General features: G+C 70.4%; 14 protein-coding genes and 1 pseudogene. 7 read left to right on the forward strand and 8 right to left on the reverse strand.

The genetic code is table 11. The features are described from left to right. Window positions 1-56: 56 nt before the first annotated feature. The 3 genes and pseudogenes from CDN99_RS26285 to CDN99_RS26295 all read right to left on the reverse strand — a co-directional run. On the reverse strand, window positions 57-1,379 hold the full coding sequence (locus tag CDN99_RS26285) for an ABC transporter ATP-binding protein (RefSeq protein WP_088388418.1): 1,323 nt from the start codon (window positions 1,377-1,379) through the stop codon (window positions 57-59). 82 nt (window positions 1,380-1,461) lie between these two features. After that, on the reverse strand, window positions 1,462-3,189 hold the full coding sequence (locus tag CDN99_RS26290; protein ID WP_375134490.1) for an ABC transporter permease: 1,728 nt from the start codon (window positions 3,187-3,189) through the stop codon (window positions 1,462-1,464). A gap of 455 nt (window positions 3,190-3,644) precedes the next feature. Continuing rightward, window positions 3,645-4,493, reverse strand: a pseudogene (locus tag CDN99_RS26295) (LysR substrate-binding domain-containing protein); the annotation flags it as partial. Between the two features lie 125 nt (window positions 4,494-4,618). Between CDN99_RS26295 and CDN99_RS29565 the strand changes: the two are divergent. From CDN99_RS29565 to CDN99_RS26325, 7 genes are all read left to right on the forward strand, one after another. Continuing rightward, complete coding sequence (locus tag CDN99_RS29565; protein ID WP_259374733.1) at window positions 4,619-4,741, forward strand: hypothetical protein; 123 nt, start codon at window positions 4,619-4,621, stop codon at window positions 4,739-4,741. A 128-nt stretch (window positions 4,742-4,869) separates the two neighbouring features. Beyond that, window positions 4,870-5,766, forward strand: coding sequence for a phosphonate ABC transporter substrate-binding protein (gene phnD, locus CDN99_RS26300; RefSeq protein ID WP_088388424.1), 897 nt, complete (start codon window positions 4,870-4,872; stop codon window positions 5,764-5,766). Next, complete coding sequence (gene phnC, locus CDN99_RS26305) at window positions 5,763-6,632, forward strand: phosphonate ABC transporter ATP-binding protein (RefSeq protein ID WP_088388426.1); 870 nt, start codon at window positions 5,763-5,765, stop codon at window positions 6,630-6,632. Before phnD ends, phnC begins: the two co-directional genes overlap by 4 nt. A gap of 10 nt (window positions 6,633-6,642) precedes the next feature. Further along, the gene (gene phnE, locus CDN99_RS26310) at window positions 6,643-7,488 is read left to right on the forward strand and encodes a phosphonate ABC transporter, permease protein PhnE (protein WP_375134493.1); all 846 of its coding nucleotides are present in this window, start codon (window positions 6,643-6,645) and stop codon (window positions 7,486-7,488) included. A gap of 21 nt (window positions 7,489-7,509) precedes the next feature. Then, entirely contained in the window at window positions 7,510-8,652 is a 1,143-nt protein-coding gene (gene psrA / locus CDN99_RS26315) for an iron-containing alcohol dehydrogenase PsrA (protein WP_088388428.1), read from the forward strand. Further along, the gene (gene phnX, locus CDN99_RS26320; RefSeq protein ID WP_088388430.1) at window positions 8,649-9,485 is read left to right on the forward strand and encodes a phosphonoacetaldehyde hydrolase; all 837 of its coding nucleotides are present in this window, start codon (window positions 8,649-8,651) and stop codon (window positions 9,483-9,485) included. Before psrA ends, phnX begins: the two co-directional genes overlap by 4 nt. Before the next feature lie 232 nt (window positions 9,486-9,717). After that, the gene (locus CDN99_RS26325) at window positions 9,718-10,629 is read left to right on the forward strand and encodes an NAD(P)-dependent oxidoreductase (protein WP_088388432.1); all 912 of its coding nucleotides are present in this window, start codon (window positions 9,718-9,720) and stop codon (window positions 10,627-10,629) included. A 501-nt stretch (window positions 10,630-11,130) separates the two neighbouring features. Here the strand turns inward: CDN99_RS26325 and fur are convergent. The 5 genes from fur to CDN99_RS26350 all read right to left on the reverse strand — a co-directional run bounded on the left by fur (window position 11,131) and on the right by CDN99_RS26350 (window position 17,344). Next, on the reverse strand, window positions 11,131-11,577 hold the full coding sequence (fur, locus tag CDN99_RS26330; protein WP_088388434.1) for a ferric iron uptake transcriptional regulator: 447 nt from the start codon (window positions 11,575-11,577) through the stop codon (window positions 11,131-11,133). 58 nt (window positions 11,578-11,635) lie between these two features. Continuing rightward, window positions 11,636-12,832 (reverse strand): PepSY-associated TM helix domain-containing protein, encoded by a 1,197-nt coding sequence (locus CDN99_RS26335; protein WP_088388436.1) that lies wholly within the window; start codon window positions 12,830-12,832, stop codon window positions 11,636-11,638. Between the two features lie 43 nt (window positions 12,833-12,875). Next, entirely contained in the window at window positions 12,876-15,092 is a 2,217-nt protein-coding gene (locus CDN99_RS26340) for a TonB-dependent receptor (RefSeq protein ID WP_088388438.1), read from the reverse strand. A 102-nt stretch (window positions 15,093-15,194) separates the two neighbouring features. Then, window positions 15,195-15,377, reverse strand: a complete 183-nt coding sequence (locus CDN99_RS26345; protein ID WP_238139715.1) for a hypothetical protein — start codon at window positions 15,375-15,377, stop codon at window positions 15,195-15,197. A 239-nt stretch (window positions 15,378-15,616) separates the two neighbouring features. Then, entirely contained in the window at window positions 15,617-17,344 is a 1,728-nt protein-coding gene (locus tag CDN99_RS26350; RefSeq protein WP_088388440.1) for an FAD-dependent oxidoreductase, read from the reverse strand. Window positions 17,345-17,429 lie beyond the last annotated feature (85 nt).

A 17,429-nucleotide genomic window follows, 5' to 3' on the forward strand; every position in this document is an offset into this window, starting at 1 on the left:
CCGTCGCCGAGTCCCAGGACCGCGCGCCCATGGCCGGGGCGCCGCGTCGCCCGCGCTCAGCGCATCGGCTCGTCGTCGCCCGTGGGCAGGCGCAGCGCGCCGGTGTTGTAGTCGTACTCGAAGACCTCGCCGTGCCGCGCCCAGGTCACCGCGGTCTGCAGCACCGCGTCGGCCTCGGTGTCGTCCAGGTGCTCGCTGAGCAGCCGCAGCACCGGCTTGTCCGGCATCTGGCCGTTGGGCTCCTGCTCCAGGCTGTGGCGGATGTGCGCGATCAGCGGCACGTGCGCCATCAGCTGCTGGCCGAAGAGATCGCGTCGCAGCTCGTGCGCGCCTTCCACGTAGCGCCGGCCCAGCGGCGTGAGCTGCAGGTCCCCGCTGTCGAGCTGCGCCAGCCCCAGCAGCGCCAGCGCGTGCGCCACCGGCAGCAGCTCGGCGTCGGGCAGGCCGGCTTCCTCGCTGAGTTGCGGCAGGTCCGCGCGACCGTCGAAGGGCGGGTCGGCCAGCAGCTCCAGCAGGCCGTCCATGCTCGCCACGTCAGCCTCGGGCAGGCGCTCGGCCAGCGGCGCCGGCGTGGAGGCGGCGTCCGCCGCCCCGGCCACGCGGGCGTGGCGCGTGGCGCCGGCGGTCATCAGCGCGTAGACCTCGTCGATCAGCGCGCGCACCTCGGCGCTTTCGGGGTTGCGCGGCCGGGGCAGTTGCACCGACAGCTGGCAGCGGATCCGTCCCGGGTCGCTGGCGAAGATCAGCACGCGGTCGGCCATCATGACGGCCTCCTCGATGTTGTGGGACACCACCAGCATCGCCCGCGTCGGCATGTGCCCGCCGTCCCACAGCTCGAGGATGTCCTCGCGCAGCCGCTCGCCGGTCAGCACGTCCAGCGCGGAGAAGGCCTCGTCCATCAGCAGCACGTCCGGCTCCGTCACCAGCGCGCGCGCGATGCCCACGCGCTGGCGCATGCCGCCCGAGAGCTCGCGCGGCAGCGCGCCCTCGAAGCCGGACAGGCCGATCAGCGCGATCGCCGCCTCGGCCTTGGCCTCGCGCTCGGCCTTGGCGACGCCGCGCGCCTCCAGGCCCAGCTCGACGTTCTGCTGCACCGTCAGCCACGGGAACAGCGCGAAGGACTGGAACACCATGCTGATGCCGCGCGCCGGGCCCGACATGGGCTGGCCGCGGTAGCGCACCTGGCCGCGGTCGGCCGGCACCAGGCCCGCCATGATGCGCAGCAGCGTGCTCTTGCCCGAGCCCGACTGGCCCAGCAGCGCGACGATCTCGCCCTCGCGCAGGTTGAAGTCCAGCTCCTGCAGCACGGGGCGCGGATGGCCGTCGGCGGAGCGGAAGCTCTTGCCCACGCCGTGGAGTTCGATGATGGATGCGGTCATGTGCGCCTCCGTTCCGATCTGATGTGTTTCGTTCGATGCGACGTCGCGGCGCCGGGACCCGTGGGGCCGCGGCCTCGCGGCCTCACAGATGCATGCGGTCCTCGGCCAGGCGGTAGAGGCGGCGCCAGACGAAGTGGTTGAGGCTCATCACGAAGATGCACATCACGCCGATGCCCAGCGCGATGCGCGGGAAGTCGCCCTTGGCGGTCATCTCCGCGATGTAGCTGCCCAGCCCGTGGGCCTGCAGCGTGGTGTCGCCCCAGGACACGTACTCGGCCACGATGCTGGCGTTCCACGAGCCGCCGCTGGCGGTGATCGCGCCGGTCACGAAGCTGGGGAAGACCGCCGGCAGCAGGTAGCGCCGCCACTTCAGCCAGCCGCTCAGGCCCAGGTTGCGGGCCGCGTGGCGCAGCTCCGCCGGGATGTTGGACGCGCCGGCGATCACGTTGAACAGCAGGTACCACTGCGTGCCGAAGATCATCAGCGGCGACAGCCAGATGTCCGGGTTCAGCTTCCAGCGCACGATCAGCACCACCGCCACCGGGAACAGCAGGTTGGCCGGGAAGGCCGCCAGAAACTGCGCCACCGCCTGCAGCCGTCCCGACCAGCGCGGGTTCATGCCGATCCAGATGCCCACCGGCACCCACACCAGCGCCGCCAGCGCGATCAGCACCATCACCCGCACCAGCGTCAGGCAGCCCAGCAGCAGCACGTGGCCGGCCTCGTGCCAGCCGACCTCGCTGTGGACGAAGCGGATCAACTGGTACAGCGCCACCATCACCGCGGCCGCCACCACCGCGTCCCAGACGCGTGTCCACGCGGTGCCGGGGATGCGTGGACGGGCGCGGATCGAGGTGCCGTCGTGATGGCGGCGGAACCACACCAGGCTGTGCTCCAGCCGGTCCACCGTCCACGCGGCGATGCGGCGCGTCAGCGCGGTGCGGCGCAGCCAGGTCAGCATCCAGGAGTCGGGCGCGGTGTCGGTGCCGCTGTCCTCGAAGCGGAACTTGTCCGCCCAGGCCACCAGCGGGCGGAACAGCAACTGGTCATAGATCAGGATGCCGGCCAGCATGCCCAGGATCGCCCAGCCGATCGCGCCCAGGTCGCGGGCCTCGATCGCCATCGCGATGTAGGAACCGACACCCGGCAGCTTGATGTTCTGGTTGGAGACCGAGATCGCCTCCGACGCCACCACGAAGAACCAGCCGCCGGACATCGACATCATCATGTTCCACAGCAGCCCCGGCATCGCGAACGGCAGCTCCAGCCGCCAGAAGCGTTGCCAGTTGGAGAGCTGGAACACGCGGGCCGCCTCGTCCAGCTCCGACGGCACGGTGCGCAGCGACTGGTACAGGCTGAAGGCCATGTTCCAGGCCTGCGAGGTGAAGATCGCGAAGATCGCCGCGCACTCCACGCCCAGCAGGTTGCCGGGGAACAGCGCGATGAAGCCGGTCACCGTGATCGACAGGAAGCCCAGGATGGGGATGGACTGCAGGATGTCCAGCATCGGCACCAGCACCTTCTCGGCGGCGCGGACCTTGGCGGCCAGCACCGCGAAGACCGCGCTGAAGAGCAGCGCCAGCACCATCGCGGCGAGCATCCGCAGGTTGGTGCGCAGCAGGTAGTAGGGCAGGTGGGACGGGTCCAGCGACAGCGGCAGCGGGTCGCCGAGCTCGAACGGACGCGCCATCTGCGCGGCGCCGTAGGCCAGCAGCACGAGCAGGCCCAGCACCAGCGGCAGCAGGGCCCAGTCCCAGCGGTTGGCGCCGGCCTCGACGACCTGGCGTGGAAAGAATTGGCGGCGGTCCATGAGCGTTGTGGCTTTCTCGTTCTGCATGGATTCCAGGCAACAGACGGCCCCCGGGGCCCCCCGCACGAACGGTGCGCAGGATGCCGGGACTGCCCTTCAGAAACCTGTCCAGTGTCTGGCCGAAGACTGTCGATGCGCAACACCGCCCACTCCCCCGTTCCTCGCGTCTCCGGCCATGGCCCGCCACGACCTCTCACCGCGCGGCATGCCCTGGCGAACCATCGAGGCAGTGCAGGATCTGGAGACGACGAAAGCCGGGGGGCGGCTGACGATTTTGGGACTTATGAGGAAGCCGCCCCCCGGCTTTCGTCGTCGGGCGAAGTGCAGGGCATGGGCCTTCGGCTTTCGCCGGCGGGCGAGGTGCAGGGTACGGGCCCTCGGCTTTCGCCGTCGGGCGAGGTGCTGGAACTCGAAGACGGGGTCAGGCCTTGAGCATGCACCGACCTCAACCCCTGCGCAACGTCGAAGAAGGAACTCAACAACAGGCTCTCGCGCCGTTCCTTGAGGCAGTAGATGTAGGTCTCGGTGTAGGCCGGATCGCCGGCGATGCGGACCGGGCGGAACCTGGCGTCGGGGATGAACTCGGCTTCGGAGACGACGCCGATCCCGATGCCTCGCGCCGCGGCCTCGCGCAGGGCTTCGCGGCTGCCGATCTCCATGGCCACGCGTGGCGCGATGCCGGCGTGGCGCAGCGCGGATTCGAGCGCGCGGCGGGTGCTGGAGCCGTCCTCGCGCTGCAGCAAGGGCTGGTCGGCGAGCTCGTCGAGCGTGACGCTGCCGCGGTCCGCGAAGGGGTGGTCCAGGTGGACGAAAAGAATGATCGCGTGCCGCGCGTAGTGCAGTGTCTCGAAGCCCGGCGCGTCGTGGAAGCGTGCCAGCACGCCGACGTCGATGACGTAGTTTTCCAGGTCGCCGAAGACCTGCGCCGAGTTGCCGAGCCGGATCGAGACATCGACCTTCGGGTAGTGCTGGCGATAGGCGTCGACCATCTCGATCACGTGGAACGGGCCGACCGCGCCGAGCTTGAGTTGCCCGCGCGTCAGCTCGCCGCAGTCGTGCAGCAGGTTGTAGGCCTCGACCTCCAGGGATGCCAACTGGCGCGCGATCGGCAGCAACTGATGGCCGACGCTGGTGAGCTCGATGCGATGGCCGCGGCGGTGGAACAGCTCCACCTTGTGCTGCTGCTCCAGGGCCTGGACCTGCGTCGTCAGCGTCGGCTGCGACAGCCCCAGCGCCCGCGCGGCGGCGCTGAAGCTGCCGTGGCGCGCGACGGCGAGGAAGGCGCGGAGCTTGGCGGCCGACATGTATAGATCGTTTCAATGATTTGGTGCGGTTCGCGATATTGAATCGATCGAGTGACGGTCATGTGACCTTCCTACGCTGCATGGGCTTTCTCCCTCAACCCGCTCGCATCGAGCCAGGAGTGACCATGAGACATGTCTCCCTTTCCGCAGGACGCCTGACCCGGACTGCCCTGACGCCCCACGTGCTCGACTTCCTGGGCCTGCCCAACGCCTCGGTCGGGCGCAAGCATCCGCGCTGCGGGGTATAGATCGAGTCAATGGTTTGGCAACGAATTCAGCATGGCATCGATGGATTTCCTGTCATGTTGGATTCATAGAGTGGCGGCATCCGATCCCGTTCGACCTTCTCCCACCCGTTCCACCGATGGATGCCGCCATGACCCCGCCCTCGTTCTTCTCCCTGCGCCGCGCGGCGCTGTGCGTGCTGCCGCTCGCCGCGGTCGTGGCGGTCCTGACACCGGGCGTGTCCCGGGCGCAGCAGCCGCAGACGCTGACCATCGGCCTGATCCCGGCCGAGGACTCGCAGGCCATGATCGAGTCCAGCCGCCAGGTGCTGGACGCGTTGCAGCAGCAGCTCGGCATGCCGGTGAAACCCTTCGTCGCCACCGACTACAACGGCGTCATCGAGGCGCTGCGCTCGAAGAAGCTGGACGTGGCCTACCTGGGGCCGTTCTCGTACGTGCTGGCCAGCTCGGTCGCCAACGTCGAGGCCTTCGCCGTCGCCGAGACCAAGAAGACCGGCCAGAGCTCCTACAAGAGCGTGATCCTGGCCCGCAAGGACAGCGGCCTGCGCGCCGTCGCCGACCTGAAGGGCAGGAACTTCGCCTTCGTCGACCCGAGTTCCGCGTCCGGCCACCTGTTCCCCAAGGCGGGCCTGCAGCAGATCGGCATCGACCCGGATGCGCTGTTCGGCCGCGTCATCTTCTCGGGCTCGCACGATGCCAGCATCCTGGCCGTCGCCAACAAGAAGGTCGACGCCGCGGCCGTGGCCGACCGCATCTTCGCGTCCGCCGTCGCCAAGGGGCAGGTCAGGCAGGACGACTTCGTCGTGCTGTGGTCCTCCAAGCCCATTCCCGAGTCCCCCATGGTCTGGCGCAAGGACCTGGACCCGGCGCTGAAGGACAAGCTCGCCAAGGCGCTGGCCAACCTGAAGGACGTCAAGTGGGGCGACCAGGGCGTGCTCAACGGCTTCCAGCCGACCAGCGACGCGGCCTACGACGTGGTGCGCGACACCGCCAAGGTGCTCAAGCTCGACCTGCGGAGCATGAAGTGATCCGGCTGCGCGGCGTCACCAAACGCTTCGGTGACAACGCCGTGCTGCGCGGTGTCGACCTGGACGCGAAACCGGGCGAGTTCCTCGTCGTGCTCGGCCCGTCGGGCGCCGGCAAGTCCACGCTGCTGCGGTGCATGAATCGCCTCGCGCAGGCCGACGAGGGTGCGATGACGGTGGCCGGCCTGGACGTGGCGGCGGGCCGTCGCGCCGCCCAGGTGCGCGAGCTGCGACGTCGCGTCGCGATGGTGTTCCAGCATCACCATGTCGTGCCCCGGCTGAGCGTCGTCAAGAACGTGTTGACCGGGCGGCTCGGCGCGGTGTCGACCTGGAGCTCCGTGCTGCAGCTGTTCCGCGCGGCCGACCTCGAGCTGGCGATGGACTGCCTGGAGCGCGTGGGTCTCGCGCACAAGGCCAGGGATCGCACCGACTCGTTGTCCGGCGGGCAGATGCAGCGCGTCGGCATCGCCCGCGCGCTGGCCCAGCGGCCGCAGGTCATCCTGGCCGACGAGCCGGTCGCCAGCCTGGACCCGCACACCGCGCGCCGGGTGCTGGGCGACCTGCGCCAGGCCTGCCGGGCGCTCGGCATCACCGTGGTCTGCAATCTGCATCAGGTCGACTACGCGCGCGAATTCGGCGATCGCATCGTCGGTCTGTCGCAGGGGCGGGTGCTGTTCGACCGGCTGCCCGACGCGCTCTCCGAGGACGAGTTGAACGCGCTCTACGCCGGCCATGCCGGTCACGCCGGACTGCAGCTCATCACGCCGGTGGGCGGCGTCGAGGGCGGCGTCGATGTCCGCATCGAGGGCCGCGCCGAAGGGGATGCCACGACCGCGCGCGTCGACGCGCCGGCATTGAAAGAGGCTTGAGGAGCACGTGATGACGACGATGAACACCGTGGCGCGCGCCGGCGCCGATCGCTATCGCTGGATGGTCGGCCTGCCGACGACGCCGCGTGGCTGGACGCAATTGCTGGTGGCGCTGGTCGCGGGCCTGTGGGCGTTGCAGTGGAGCGCGCAGGGCGCGCAACTGAGCCCGACCGAACTGGCCAACGGCCTGCCGCAGATCGCCGACTTCATCGGCCGGACCTGGCCGCCGGACTGGCGCATCCTGGACCGCCTGTGGGCGCCCGCGATGGAGACGGTGCAGATCGCCGTGTGGGGCACGCTGCTGGGCGCGCTCGCCGCGGTGCCGGTGTCCTTCCTGGCCGCGCGCAACCTGCAGGGGCCGCGCTGGCTCTACCAGCTGACGCGCCAGGGCCTGAACGTGACGCGCAGCGTCAACGAGTTGATCCTCGCGCTGGTCTTCGTCTCCGCGGTCGGCCTCGGGCCGTTCCCCGGCGTGCTGGCCCTGGCGGTGCACGGCGCCGGCATGCTGGGCAAGTTCTTCGCCGAGGCCATCGAGGAGATCGACCAGGGGCCGCTCGAGGCGCTGCGCGCCACCGGCGCGCGGCCGCTGCAGGTGATCGTCTTCGGCGTGCTGCCGCAGGTGGTCACCGCGTGGATCGCCGTGGTGCTCTATCGCTTCGAGGTCAACCTGCGCTCGGCCACCGTGCTGGGCATGGTGGGGGCCGGTGGCCTGGGCTTCGAGCTGGTGGGCAGCCTGAAGCTCTTCAAGTATCAGGAGACGGCGACCTGCATCATCGTCATCACCGTGATGGTGGTGCTGGCGGACCTCGTCTCCAGCCAGCTGCGCCGCGCGATCCGCGACCAGGGTCGGCATTGAGCGGCAACGAAGGACCATGACGTGAGCCCCTGGAAGTTTCACAACCCCGTCGACGCGCGGGCCGGCATCGGCGCGCTGGAGCGGCTGCCGGCGCTGGTCGGCGACCGGCGCGCGCTGCTGATCGCCTTCCCGGAGGCGGAGCCGCTGGGCCTGGTCGGCCGCCTGCGCAACCTGCTCGGCGACCGGCTGTTGGCAGTGGAGACGGACATCCGTCCCAATCCCGACGTGTCGTGGCTGGCGCCGCTGTACGAGCGCCTGTGGCGCGATCACGCCGATGCGCGCTGCGTCGTCGCGCTGGGCGGCGGCAGCAGCATCGACTGCGCGAAGGCGATGCTGACCGCCACGCCGTCGGGCCGTTTCGACGAGCTGCTGGACCACCTGATCGACCCCCAGGCCGCGCCGTTGCCGGAGACCGGCCCGCATCGCGCGCTGATCGCGATCCCGACGACGGCCGGCACCGGCAGCGAGGTCACGCCATGGGCGACCGTGTGGGACGCCGCGCGCTCGCGCAAGCATTCGCTGCACCTGCCGTGGACCTGGCCGGAGGCCGCGCTGGTCGACCCGTCGTTGATGCTCAGCCTGCCCGAGGGCGCCACGCTGGCGAGCGGCCTGGACGCGCTGTCGCACGCGCTGGAGTCGCTCTGGAACGTGCACCGCAATCCGGTCTCGACCAGCCTGGCGGTGAGCGCCGCGCGCGCCATCGTCGCGACGCTGCCGGCGCTGCTGCGCGAGCCGCGCCGGCTCGACCTGCGCGAGGCACTGGCGGTCGCGGCGCTGCAGGCGGGCCTGGCGTTCTCCAACACCCGGACGGCGCTGGCGCATTCGCTGTCCTACGAGATCACGTTGACGCACGGCGTCGCGCACGGCATCGCCTGTTCCTTCAGCCTGCCGCGCGTGATGCGGCTGGCCCTGGGCCGCGACGCGGCGCTGGACGCGCAGTTGATGTCGGTCTTCGGCGCGTCCGACGCGGACGGCGCAGTGGCGGCGCTGGAGCGTTTCCTGGCGGCGCTCGGTGTCAGCACCGATCCGGTCGACTACGGCATCCCGCCGGCCGACTGGGACGCGCGCGTCGCCGAGGCGTTGCGCGGGCCGCGCGGCCGCAACTTCATCCCCGCGATCCCCGCGGTCTTACCTCCTCGCCCGATTTTCCGGAGTACCCCATGAACGGACACGACCCTGCCACCCCTTCCTATCCGCATCTGCAGGCCGTCGTCTTCGACTGGGCCGGCACGCTGGTCGACCACGGCTCGCTGGCACCGACGCAGATCTTCGTCGACGCGTTCGCGACCTTCGGCATCACGTTGACGCTCGACGAAGCGCGCGGCCCGATGGGCCTGTCCAAGCGCGACCACATCCGCACGCTGCTGGAAGACCCGCTGCTGCAGGCGCAGTGGCGGGTGCGCTTCGGCGCGCCGTCCACGGATGCCGACATCGACGCGATCTACCAGCGCTTCATGCCGATGCAGATCGAGAAGGTCGGCCGCTACTCGCAGCCGATCCCGGGCGCGGTGGCGGTGCTGGCCGCGCTGCGCCGGGCGGGGCTCAAGATCGGCTCGTGCTCCGGCTATCCGCGCCAGGTGCTGGACGTGCTGCTGCCGCAGGCGAAGGCGGACGGCATCGAGGCGGACCATGTCGTCGCGGGCGACGAGCTCCCCGCGGGCGGACGGCCCGGGCCGTTCATGGCGCTGGCCAACGTGCTGGCGCTGGGCATCGGCGACGTGCGCGCCTGCGTGAAGGTCGACGACACGACGCCGGGCATCGAGGAGGGACGCCGCGCCGGCATGTGGACGATCGGCCTGAGCCTGTCGGGCAACGAGACGGGGCTGACGCTGGAGCAACTGCAGGCGCTGCCCGATGCCGAGGTCGCGGCCCTGCGCGAGGCAGCCGTCAAGCGGCTCACCGCCGCCGGCGCGCATCTGGTGATCGACTCGGTGGCCAACCTGCCGACGGCGCTGGCCGAGATCGACACCCGCATGGCGAGCGGCGAGCGGCCCTGACACGGCTGACGGCCCTCGTGCCGGTCGGCCCCGTCCGCGCGCGGCCCCGAGCCCGCGTGCGCAGCGCGTCCGCCGCCGCGCGAACGGGCAGGGCGGCGCTCCTATCATTCCCGGCGAACTCCAGCCATCAACGAGGTCGCCCGTGTCGCCAACCGCTCCTGCTTCCGCTCCGTCCGCTTCTGGGGAATCCAACGGGTCCCACGACTCCCCGCGCCGCAAGCTCCTGCTGCTGATGCCGATGGCCGAGCAGCACCAGGCGCAGCTCCGCCAGCGGTATGACGTGATCCACGCGCCGACCGCCGAATCCCGCGCGAAGGCCGTCGCGGAGCAGGGCGCCGACATCGAGATCGTCCTGACCATCGGCGCCGTCGGCCTGCGCGGCGAGGAGATCGCCGCGATGCCCCGCCTGGCCGCGGCCGCCGCGCTGGGCGCGGGTTACGAGGCCATCGACGTCGCCGCCGCGAAGGCCCGCGGCCTGACGCTGTGGAACGGCGCCGGCACCAACGACGCCTGCGTGGCCGACCATGCGATGGCGCTGCTGCTGGCCTCCGTGCGCGCGCTGCCGCAACAGGAAAAGGCGCTGCGCGCCGGCATCTGGCGCGACGACCTGCCGCTGCGGCCCAGCGTCAACGGGCGCCGGCTGGGCATCGTCGGCATGGGCACGATCGGGCTGCGCATCGCGCGGCGCGCGCTGGCCTTCGACATGGCGGTCGGTTATCACAACCGCCGCGAGCGCGACGATGCGGCCGGCTGCCAATACTTCGGCTCGCTCATCGCGCTGGCGACCTGGGCGGACTTCCTCGTCGTCGCCGCGCCGGGCGGCCCCACGACCCGGCACATCGTCAACGCCGAGGTGCTGAGCGCCCTGGGCCCTCAAGGACACGTCGTCAACATCGCGCGCGGCAGCCTGGTCGACACGGAGGCCCTGGCGCGCGCGCTGGCTGCCGGCCAACTGGCCGGCGCGGCGCTGGACGTCTACGAGACCGAACCCAAGCCGCCCGAAGCGCTGCTCGGCTTCCCCAACGTCATCCTGACGCCGCACATCGCGGGCTGGTCGCCGGAGTCGGTGCAGGCGACGGTGGACCTGTTCCTGGCCAATGCCCGGCGCTGGGAAGCGGGCGAGCCCGTGCTGACGCCGCTATAAAAAAATCCGCCGCTTGAGCAGCACCCCGGGGGATGTTGCTCAAGACAAGCGGACGAAGAGGTTTGAGAACTGAAAAAGTGGATCCCCGCGAGGAGCGATCCCTGAGGCCTCGGCCGGCATGGCCGGTGTCGATCAGGTGTCGCTCCAAGAAGGGACCCGATGGCTCCGCGAACGGAACTCGGCAGGTGACCCGCGTGGGTAGGATCCAGAAGACCCGGATCAGCCCAGCACGCCGGTCACCAGTCCCAGGCAGGACAGGAGGCCGATGCCGAGGACCCAGGCGTCGGCGTTGTTCAGCGAAGACCAGATCTGTTGCTTGAGCACTTGCATCACCATCTCCTGCCGCCGCCGTGATTGGCTGCGATGGATGGAAATGTACTGTATGTTCGTACAGTATTCAACAGGGAAGCGCCGGATTGCGCGCGACTGCTGTCCGGGGCCGCGGCGGCGCCTTCGTCGCGCCGCGTCACCGCCCGCTCAACGGCGCCCTCGACGGCGTCCTCAACGACTCCGCTTGGCCCGGCACGCCGGGTTGGAGCACAGGCCGTACAGCGCCAGGGCGTGTTCGACCAGCTCGTAGCCCCGCTCCTCGGCGATCTCGCGCTGGCGCTGCTCGATGCCGGCGTCGAAGAACTCTTCCACGCGGCCGCAGTGCAGGCAGACCATGTGGTCATGGTGCTGGCCGGCGTTCAGCTCGAAGACCGCCTTGCCGGACTCGAAGTGCTGGCGCGTCAGCAGGCCCGCCTCGACGAACTGCATCAGCACGCGGTACACGGTCGCCAGGCCGATGTCGGCGTCTTCCTGCAGCAGCAGGCGATAGACGTCCTCGGCGCTGAGGTGGCGCTCCTTGGACTGCTCGAAGATCTGCAGCACGCGGATGCGCGGCAGCGTGGCCTTCAGGCCGCTGGATTGGAGGCTTTCGATCTGGTGCTTGGGGGAATCGGGCATGGTCTGGTCCGGCGGCGGGGCTCGCGGCCCGCGGTTCGTGGAGGGGGCGGGCTGGCGATCAGGCGGCCGCGGCTTCGGGGTCCTTGGTCTCGTCCCGGGCGTCCGTGTCGGCATCGGCGGCGCGGACACCCGGTCGGGTGCCCTTGCGCGCGCCTTGCGGCTTGCGGATCCACAGGTACAGGCCGCTGCCGAGCACCACGATCGTCGCGATGTCCAGCAGCGCCCAGAGGATCTTCATTGGCATGCCGCCGTAGTCGCCGAAGTGCAGCGGCTGCGACACCAGCAAGCCCGTCAGGTACCAGGGCAGCTCGGGCGCCGCCGTCAGTTGGGCGGTCCTGGCGTCGATCAGCAACGGTTGCAGCAGCCTGGACGTCAGCGGCGTCGCACCCTTCAGGAAGAAGGTGTTGTGGTGCGGGCTGGAGAACGACGTGCCCGGGAAGGCGATGAACGAGACCTTGCGGTTGGCGCCGTGATGCATGGCGGTGTCCATCGCGGCCTGCAACGGGCCGCGCTCGGCGGCGATCAGCAGGGGCTGGTCCTTGTAGGGCGCCAGCAGCGCGGAGACCTTGTCGTATTGCCAGTACTGCACCAGCAGCTCGGCCCAGGTGTTGATCATCCCGGTCGCGCCCACGACGAAGCACCACACCAGCGTCACGATGCCGATCAGGTTGTGCAGGTCCAGCCATTTCACGCGCGTCGAGCGGTCCTTGCGCACTTCGCCGAAGTCCAGCTTGCGCATGAACGGCGCGTACAGCATCACGCCGCTGACCAGCGCGATCAGCAGCAGCAGGCCCATCAGCCCGAGGAACAGCTTGCCCGGCAGGCCCGCGAACATGTCCACATGCAGGCGCAGCATCAGGTCCATGAAGCCCTCGCCGACGCGGTACTCCCGCACCACCTGGCCGGTGCGCGCGTCGACGGCGACGGACTTGAAGTTATCCGTCGGCGCCGGGGTCGGGGCGAGCGTGAACCACCACAGGCGGGGATCGACCTCGTTCTCGCCGGCGAACTGGATCACCATGTCCGGATGCTGCGCGTTGGCGGCCCGGGCCATGACGTCCAGGCTGACGCGCTGCCCGTCCATCGCGGCCGGCAGCATCGGCGCCTCGACCTCGTCGCCCAGCAGGTGGCCGATCTCGTGATGAAAGATCAGCGGCAGGCCGGTCAGGCACAGCAGCAGCATGAACAGCGTGCAGATCAGGCTGGTCCATTTGTGGAGCCAGGTCCAGATCCGGATGGCGCGCGAGCTGAGCATGGGATCGTCCTCGTGGCGGTTGGCGTCGGCGGTCCGTCGGCGATCAGAAGTCGGCGCTGACGCTCAGGTTGAACGAGCGCGGCATGCCCACGACCAGGTAACTCTGGTCCGGCGATCCTCCGGCCGAGGCCCAGTACTTGCGGTTGGTCAGGTTGTCCACGCGGGCCCGCAGCGTCAGCAGCGTGCCCTGCACCTCGACCAGGTAGCGGGCGCCGGCGTCCAGGCGGACCCAGGCGGGCACGCTCAGCGTGTTGGCGCTGTCTGCGAAGACCTTGCCCGTGTGCACGACGCGCGCGTCCAGCGCCAGGCCGGACACGCCCGCCACTTCCCACTCCAGGCCCACGTTGCCCTGCGCGCGCGGGATGCCCAGCGTGCGCTTGCCTTCGGTGGCGGCTACGCCGGTGTCGTGCTGCTTGGCGTCCAGGAAGGTCAGGCCGCCAAGCAGTTTCAATCCGCGCGCGGCTTCGCCGAAGGCGGTCAGCTCGACGCCGCGATGGCGGTCCTCGCCTTGCGCCTGTGCTTGCGACTGCAGCGCGCGCGGCTTGTCCGTGCTGAAGAACGCGGCGCCGAGACCCAGCCGGCCGCCGTCGTACTTGACGCCGACTTCCTTCTGCCTGGAGGCGTAGGGCGCCAGGTCGCGCGCCGGGAAGCCGTCCTGGGCCGGCAGGCTGTCGCCCTTGTTCAGGCCTTCGATGTAGTTGGCGTAGACCGACACTTGCTTCGTCGCCTTGAACACGGTGCCGACCACGGGGCTGGTCTTGCCCTGGTCATAGGTGGTGACGGTGCCGCCGGGCGAGCTGCCGAAGGTCCATTGCACCTTGGGCGCGACGTTGTCCTGCTTGAGCGTCTGGTGCCGCAGGCCCAGCGTCAGCAAGAACTGGTCGTCCAGGAAGGACAGCGTGTCGCCGATCGCCACGCTGCGGGTGCGCACCCGGGTGTTGAGCGCCGGGGCGTCGAAGCTGTTGCCGATGTAGACGTTGGGCGAGAACGCCGGCAGCGCCGACACCGTCGGCGTGTACAGGTTGGTCGCCTGCAGGTTGCCGAAGTCCATCGCGTAGCCGTTCTTGGTGTCCAGCGCGAACACCGCCGCCGAGACCACCCATTCATGCCCGACGGCGCCGGTCCGGAGCTTGCCGCGCAAGCCGAGCTCGCCGGTGTCGACGCTGTCCTTGCGGGCGTTGTCGAAGCGGTAGAAGGTGCCGGCGCCGGTCGACGCGTTGGTCACCGTCATGTTGGCGAGGCGGTTCTCCTCGTGCGTGCGGCGCATGCCGTAGGCGGCCCAGGCGGTGACGGCGTCGCCGAGGTCCCATTCGCCGCGGACGGTGCCGAAGACGTCGCGCTCGTTGGAGTAGGTCCAGGGCTGGGCGAAGTTGGCCTGGGTGTCGGGCAGCGCCGGCATGGCGGTCAGGCCGGCCACGGTGACGCTGGGGCGGGTGCGCTGGAGGCGGTTGTCCTGCCAGCCGATGTCGCCGGACAGACGGACGTCGCGGTTGCGCCAGTCCAGGCCGAGCGCGGCGACGCCGGTCCTGGCCTTCTCGTCGTCGACCGAGGTGCCGCCGTCGCGGTAGGCGGCGTTGAAGCGCACGCCGGTGGCCTTGTCCGGACCGAAGCGACGCGCCACGTCCAGCGCGGCGCCGCCCGCCGAGCCGCTGCCGGCATTGAGCGTGACGCGGGTCAGCGCCTCGACCGGGGCGCGCTTGGGCAACAGGTTGATGTTGCCGCCCAGGCCGCTGCCGTTGGGGCTGGCGCCCATCAGGAAGGCGGACGCGCCGCGCAGCATTTCGACGCGCTCGAACAGCTCCGACGCGATGTACTGGCGCGGCAGCAGCGCGTAGAGGCCGTTGTAGGCCACGTCGTCCGAATTCAGGATGAAGCCGCGGATGAAGTAGGTCTCCTGGAAGTTGCCGAAGCCGCGGGCCACGCGCACGCCCGGGTCGTTCTGCAGCACCTCGGCGACGCTCCTGGCCTGGCGGTCCTGGATCAGGTCGTTGGTGTAGGCGGTGATGCTGAAGGGCGTGTCGAGGTTGTCCTTCGTGCCCAGGATGCCGGCGCGGCCGCCGCGCGCGACCTGGCCGCCGGCGTAGGCGGGCGACAGGCCCTTGGCATCCGCCGTCGCGCTGACGGTGACCACCGGCAGCGTGCCGACGTCCGGGCTGTTGTTGCCCTTGGCGGGCGCGTCGGCCTGCTGGGCGGCGGCGGACAGGCTCAGCAGGCCCAGGGCGATGGAGAGCGCCAGCGGGCGCGGAACGGGGTAATGCATGGCGGGGACCTTGGGAGTTCTTCCTGGGGAGAAGGAAACGGAAGCGGGGAGCGCAGGGACAAGGCGGAAAAACGGACGTCGTCGAGCGGAACCGGCGGCGCGTCAGCGCGCGCGACGCGGACGCCAGCTGTGCCACGCGATCAGCAGTACCGGCACGCCCAGCGCGACCCACGACCAGACATCGCCCCAGTCGTCGGACACCAGCGCGGACAGCAGGCCGGAGGCGCTCAGCACCCCCAGCGCGAGGGGCCAGGTCCACAGGCGGCGAGATTCGTGAGACAGCATCGGCGGTGTCGCGGGTCTAAATAACAATGATTCGCATTTTATGATCAAGCGCCGCTCCGGGTTGGTAGCGCAACCGTAAACGAGGGGTTTGGGGCCGGACGGTCGGATCCACGCAACGGTCGCGCCGTGGCGGGACGCGCGGCGGTCCGTGGCGATGCGAGGTCAGGCGACGCGCGGGCGAGCGCTTGCCGGTGAGCCAGCGCTCACGGCGTGGGTCGCGTTCCGGCGCGAGGAAGGGATCAGGCGACGGCGCCCGCGGGCGCGTTCCGGGCGCTTTGTGCGAGGTGTTCGACGCGCGCCGCATCCTGGCGGGCCAGGTACTGGTGGATGCTGGCCACCACTTGCGCGCCTTCGCCGATCGCGCCGCCGACGCGCTTGACCGAGCCCGAACGCACGTCGCCGACCGCGAACACGCCCGGGATGCTGGATTCGAGCGGTTCCGGCTTGTGCTCCGCCAACGGGCAGGCGCAGGCGCGCCCGGTGATGATGAAACCGGCCGGGTCCAGCTCCAGTCCGCACTCGGCGATCACGCCGGTTTCCGGCTCGGCGCCGATGAACATGAACAGGTGCTGCACCGCCAGCCGGCGCTCCTGCCCGTTGCGGCGGTCGCGCCAGCAAACGGCCTCCAGCGCGCCGCCGCCCTCCAGCCGGCAGAGCTCTTGATGCGGCAGCAACTCGATGTTGGCGGTGCTTTGGATGCGGTCGATCAGGTAACGCGACATCGTCGCCGCCAGCCCCGGGCCGCGGATCAGCATGATCACCTTGGCCGCGTGGTTGGCGAGATAGACCGCCGCCTGCCCGGCCGAATTGCCGCCGCCCACCAGCACCACCGTCTGGCGGCTGCAGATGCGGGCCTCGATCGGGGAAGCCCAGTACCAGATGCCGCGACCCTCGAAGCGCGGCAGTTCCTCGATCTCCGGGCGCCGATAGCGCGCGCCGGTGGCGATCACCGCGGTGCGCGCGCGCACGCTGCGCCCGTCTTCCAGGGACAGGCGCAGCTCGTCCTGCTCGCCCTGACGCTCGCAGCTCATGCGGGTGACCTTGGCGGGAATGAGCATGTCCGCGCCGAACTTCTGGGCCTGGACGAAGGCCCGTCCCGCCAGCGCCTGGCCGGAAATGCCGGTCGGGAAGCCGAGGTAGTTCTCGATGCGCGAACTCGCGCCCGCCTGGCCGCCGTAGGCGCGGCAGTCCAGCACCAGCACCGACAGTCCCTCGGACGCGGCGTACACGGCCGCCGAGAGCCCCGCCGGCCCGGCGCCAACGATGGCGACGTCGTAGAGCTCGTGGCGCTCCCTGGAGTCGACGATGCCCATGCAGCGGGCGACTTCCTCGTCGCTGGGGTCGACCAGCACTTCGCCGCCCGGGCAGACGACGAGCAGCTCCACGCCCTCGGTCATGTACTGGGCGGCGATGGTGCGGGCGTCGTCGTTCTGGTCCGGCTCCAGCAACTGGTGCGGGAAGCCGTTGCGGCCCAGGAAGCTGCGCAGCCGCATCACCGCGCCGGACTTGCCGTGGCCGATCAGGGTCGCGCCGCTGGCGCCCGCTTCGATCAGGCCGACGCGGCGCAGGATGAAGGCGCGGGTCAGACGCTCGCCCAGGTCGGCCTCGGCGATCAGCAGCGCGCGCAGCTGCGGCGGCGTGACCTCGACGGCCTCGACCTCGCTCTCGGCCAGGCCGTCCACCAGCGAGGGCCGGCCGCTGAGCTGGCCGACCTCGCCCATGAAGCCGCCGGGGCCGTGGCGGTGGATCGGCGACACGTGGCCGAGGCTGTCGCGCTGCGTGATCGAGACCTCGCCGCTGAGGATCAGCATCATGCCGATGCCGGACTCGCCGGTGCGCACGACCCATTCGCCCTGGGAGAAGCGCCGGAAACGGCCGAAGCGGGCCACCCGCGCGATGTCGGCGACGCCGAGCGTGGGGAACATCTGGGCGCCGCGCGTGTCGGCGATGTTGGACTGCTGGACCATCGGACCCTCCTGACGCGGACCCTAACCGACCCGCGTGTCAGCGGCAAGCTCCGGAAGAGAGAGACGAGAGAGAGCACAGGCACGC

The organism is Roseateles aquatilis (genome assembly GCF_002205645.1).
GTDB classification, from domain to species: domain Bacteria; phylum Pseudomonadota; class Gammaproteobacteria; order Burkholderiales; family Burkholderiaceae_C; genus Roseateles; species Roseateles aquatilis.

What these genes read in the sequence shown, in the direction of transcription:
- CDN99_RS26335 (WP_088388436.1), bottom strand. Translation starts at nt 12,832, where the DNA reads ATGCTCAGCTCGCGCGCCATCCGGATCTGGACCTGGCTCCACAAATGG.
- CDN99_RS29565 (WP_259374733.1), top strand. Translation starts at nt 4,619, where the DNA reads ATGAGACATGTCTCCCTTTCCGCAGGACGCCTGACCCGGACTGCCCTG.
- CDN99_RS26345 (WP_238139715.1), bottom strand. Translation starts at nt 15,377, where the DNA reads ATGCTGTCTCACGAATCTCGCCGCCTGTGGACCTGGCCCCTCGCGCTG.
- phnE (WP_375134493.1), top strand. Translation starts at nt 6,643, where the DNA reads ATGACGACGATGAACACCGTGGCGCGCGCCGGCGCCGATCGCTATCGC.
- phnX (WP_088388430.1), top strand. Translation starts at nt 8,649, where the DNA reads ATGAACGGACACGACCCTGCCACCCCTTCCTATCCGCATCTGCAGGCC.
- CDN99_RS26340 (WP_088388438.1), bottom strand. Translation starts at nt 15,092, where the DNA reads ATGCATTACCCCGTTCCGCGCCCGCTGGCGCTCTCCATCGCCCTGGGC.
- phnD (WP_088388424.1), top strand. Translation starts at nt 4,870, where the DNA reads ATGACCCCGCCCTCGTTCTTCTCCCTGCGCCGCGCGGCGCTGTGCGTG.
- CDN99_RS26285 (WP_088388418.1), bottom strand. Translation starts at nt 1,379, where the DNA reads ATGACCGCATCCATCATCGAACTCCACGGCGTGGGCAAGAGCTTCCGC.
- fur (WP_088388434.1), bottom strand. Translation starts at nt 11,577, where the DNA reads ATGCCCGATTCCCCCAAGCACCAGATCGAAAGCCTCCAATCCAGCGGC.
- CDN99_RS26325 (WP_088388432.1), top strand. Translation starts at nt 9,718, where the DNA reads ATGCCGATGGCCGAGCAGCACCAGGCGCAGCTCCGCCAGCGGTATGAC.
- CDN99_RS26350 (WP_088388440.1), bottom strand. Translation starts at nt 17,344, where the DNA reads ATGGTCCAGCAGTCCAACATCGCCGACACGCGCGGCGCCCAGATGTTC.
- CDN99_RS26290 (WP_375134490.1), bottom strand. Translation starts at nt 3,189, where the DNA reads ATGGACCGCCGCCAATTCTTTCCACGCCAGGTCGTCGAGGCCGGCGCC.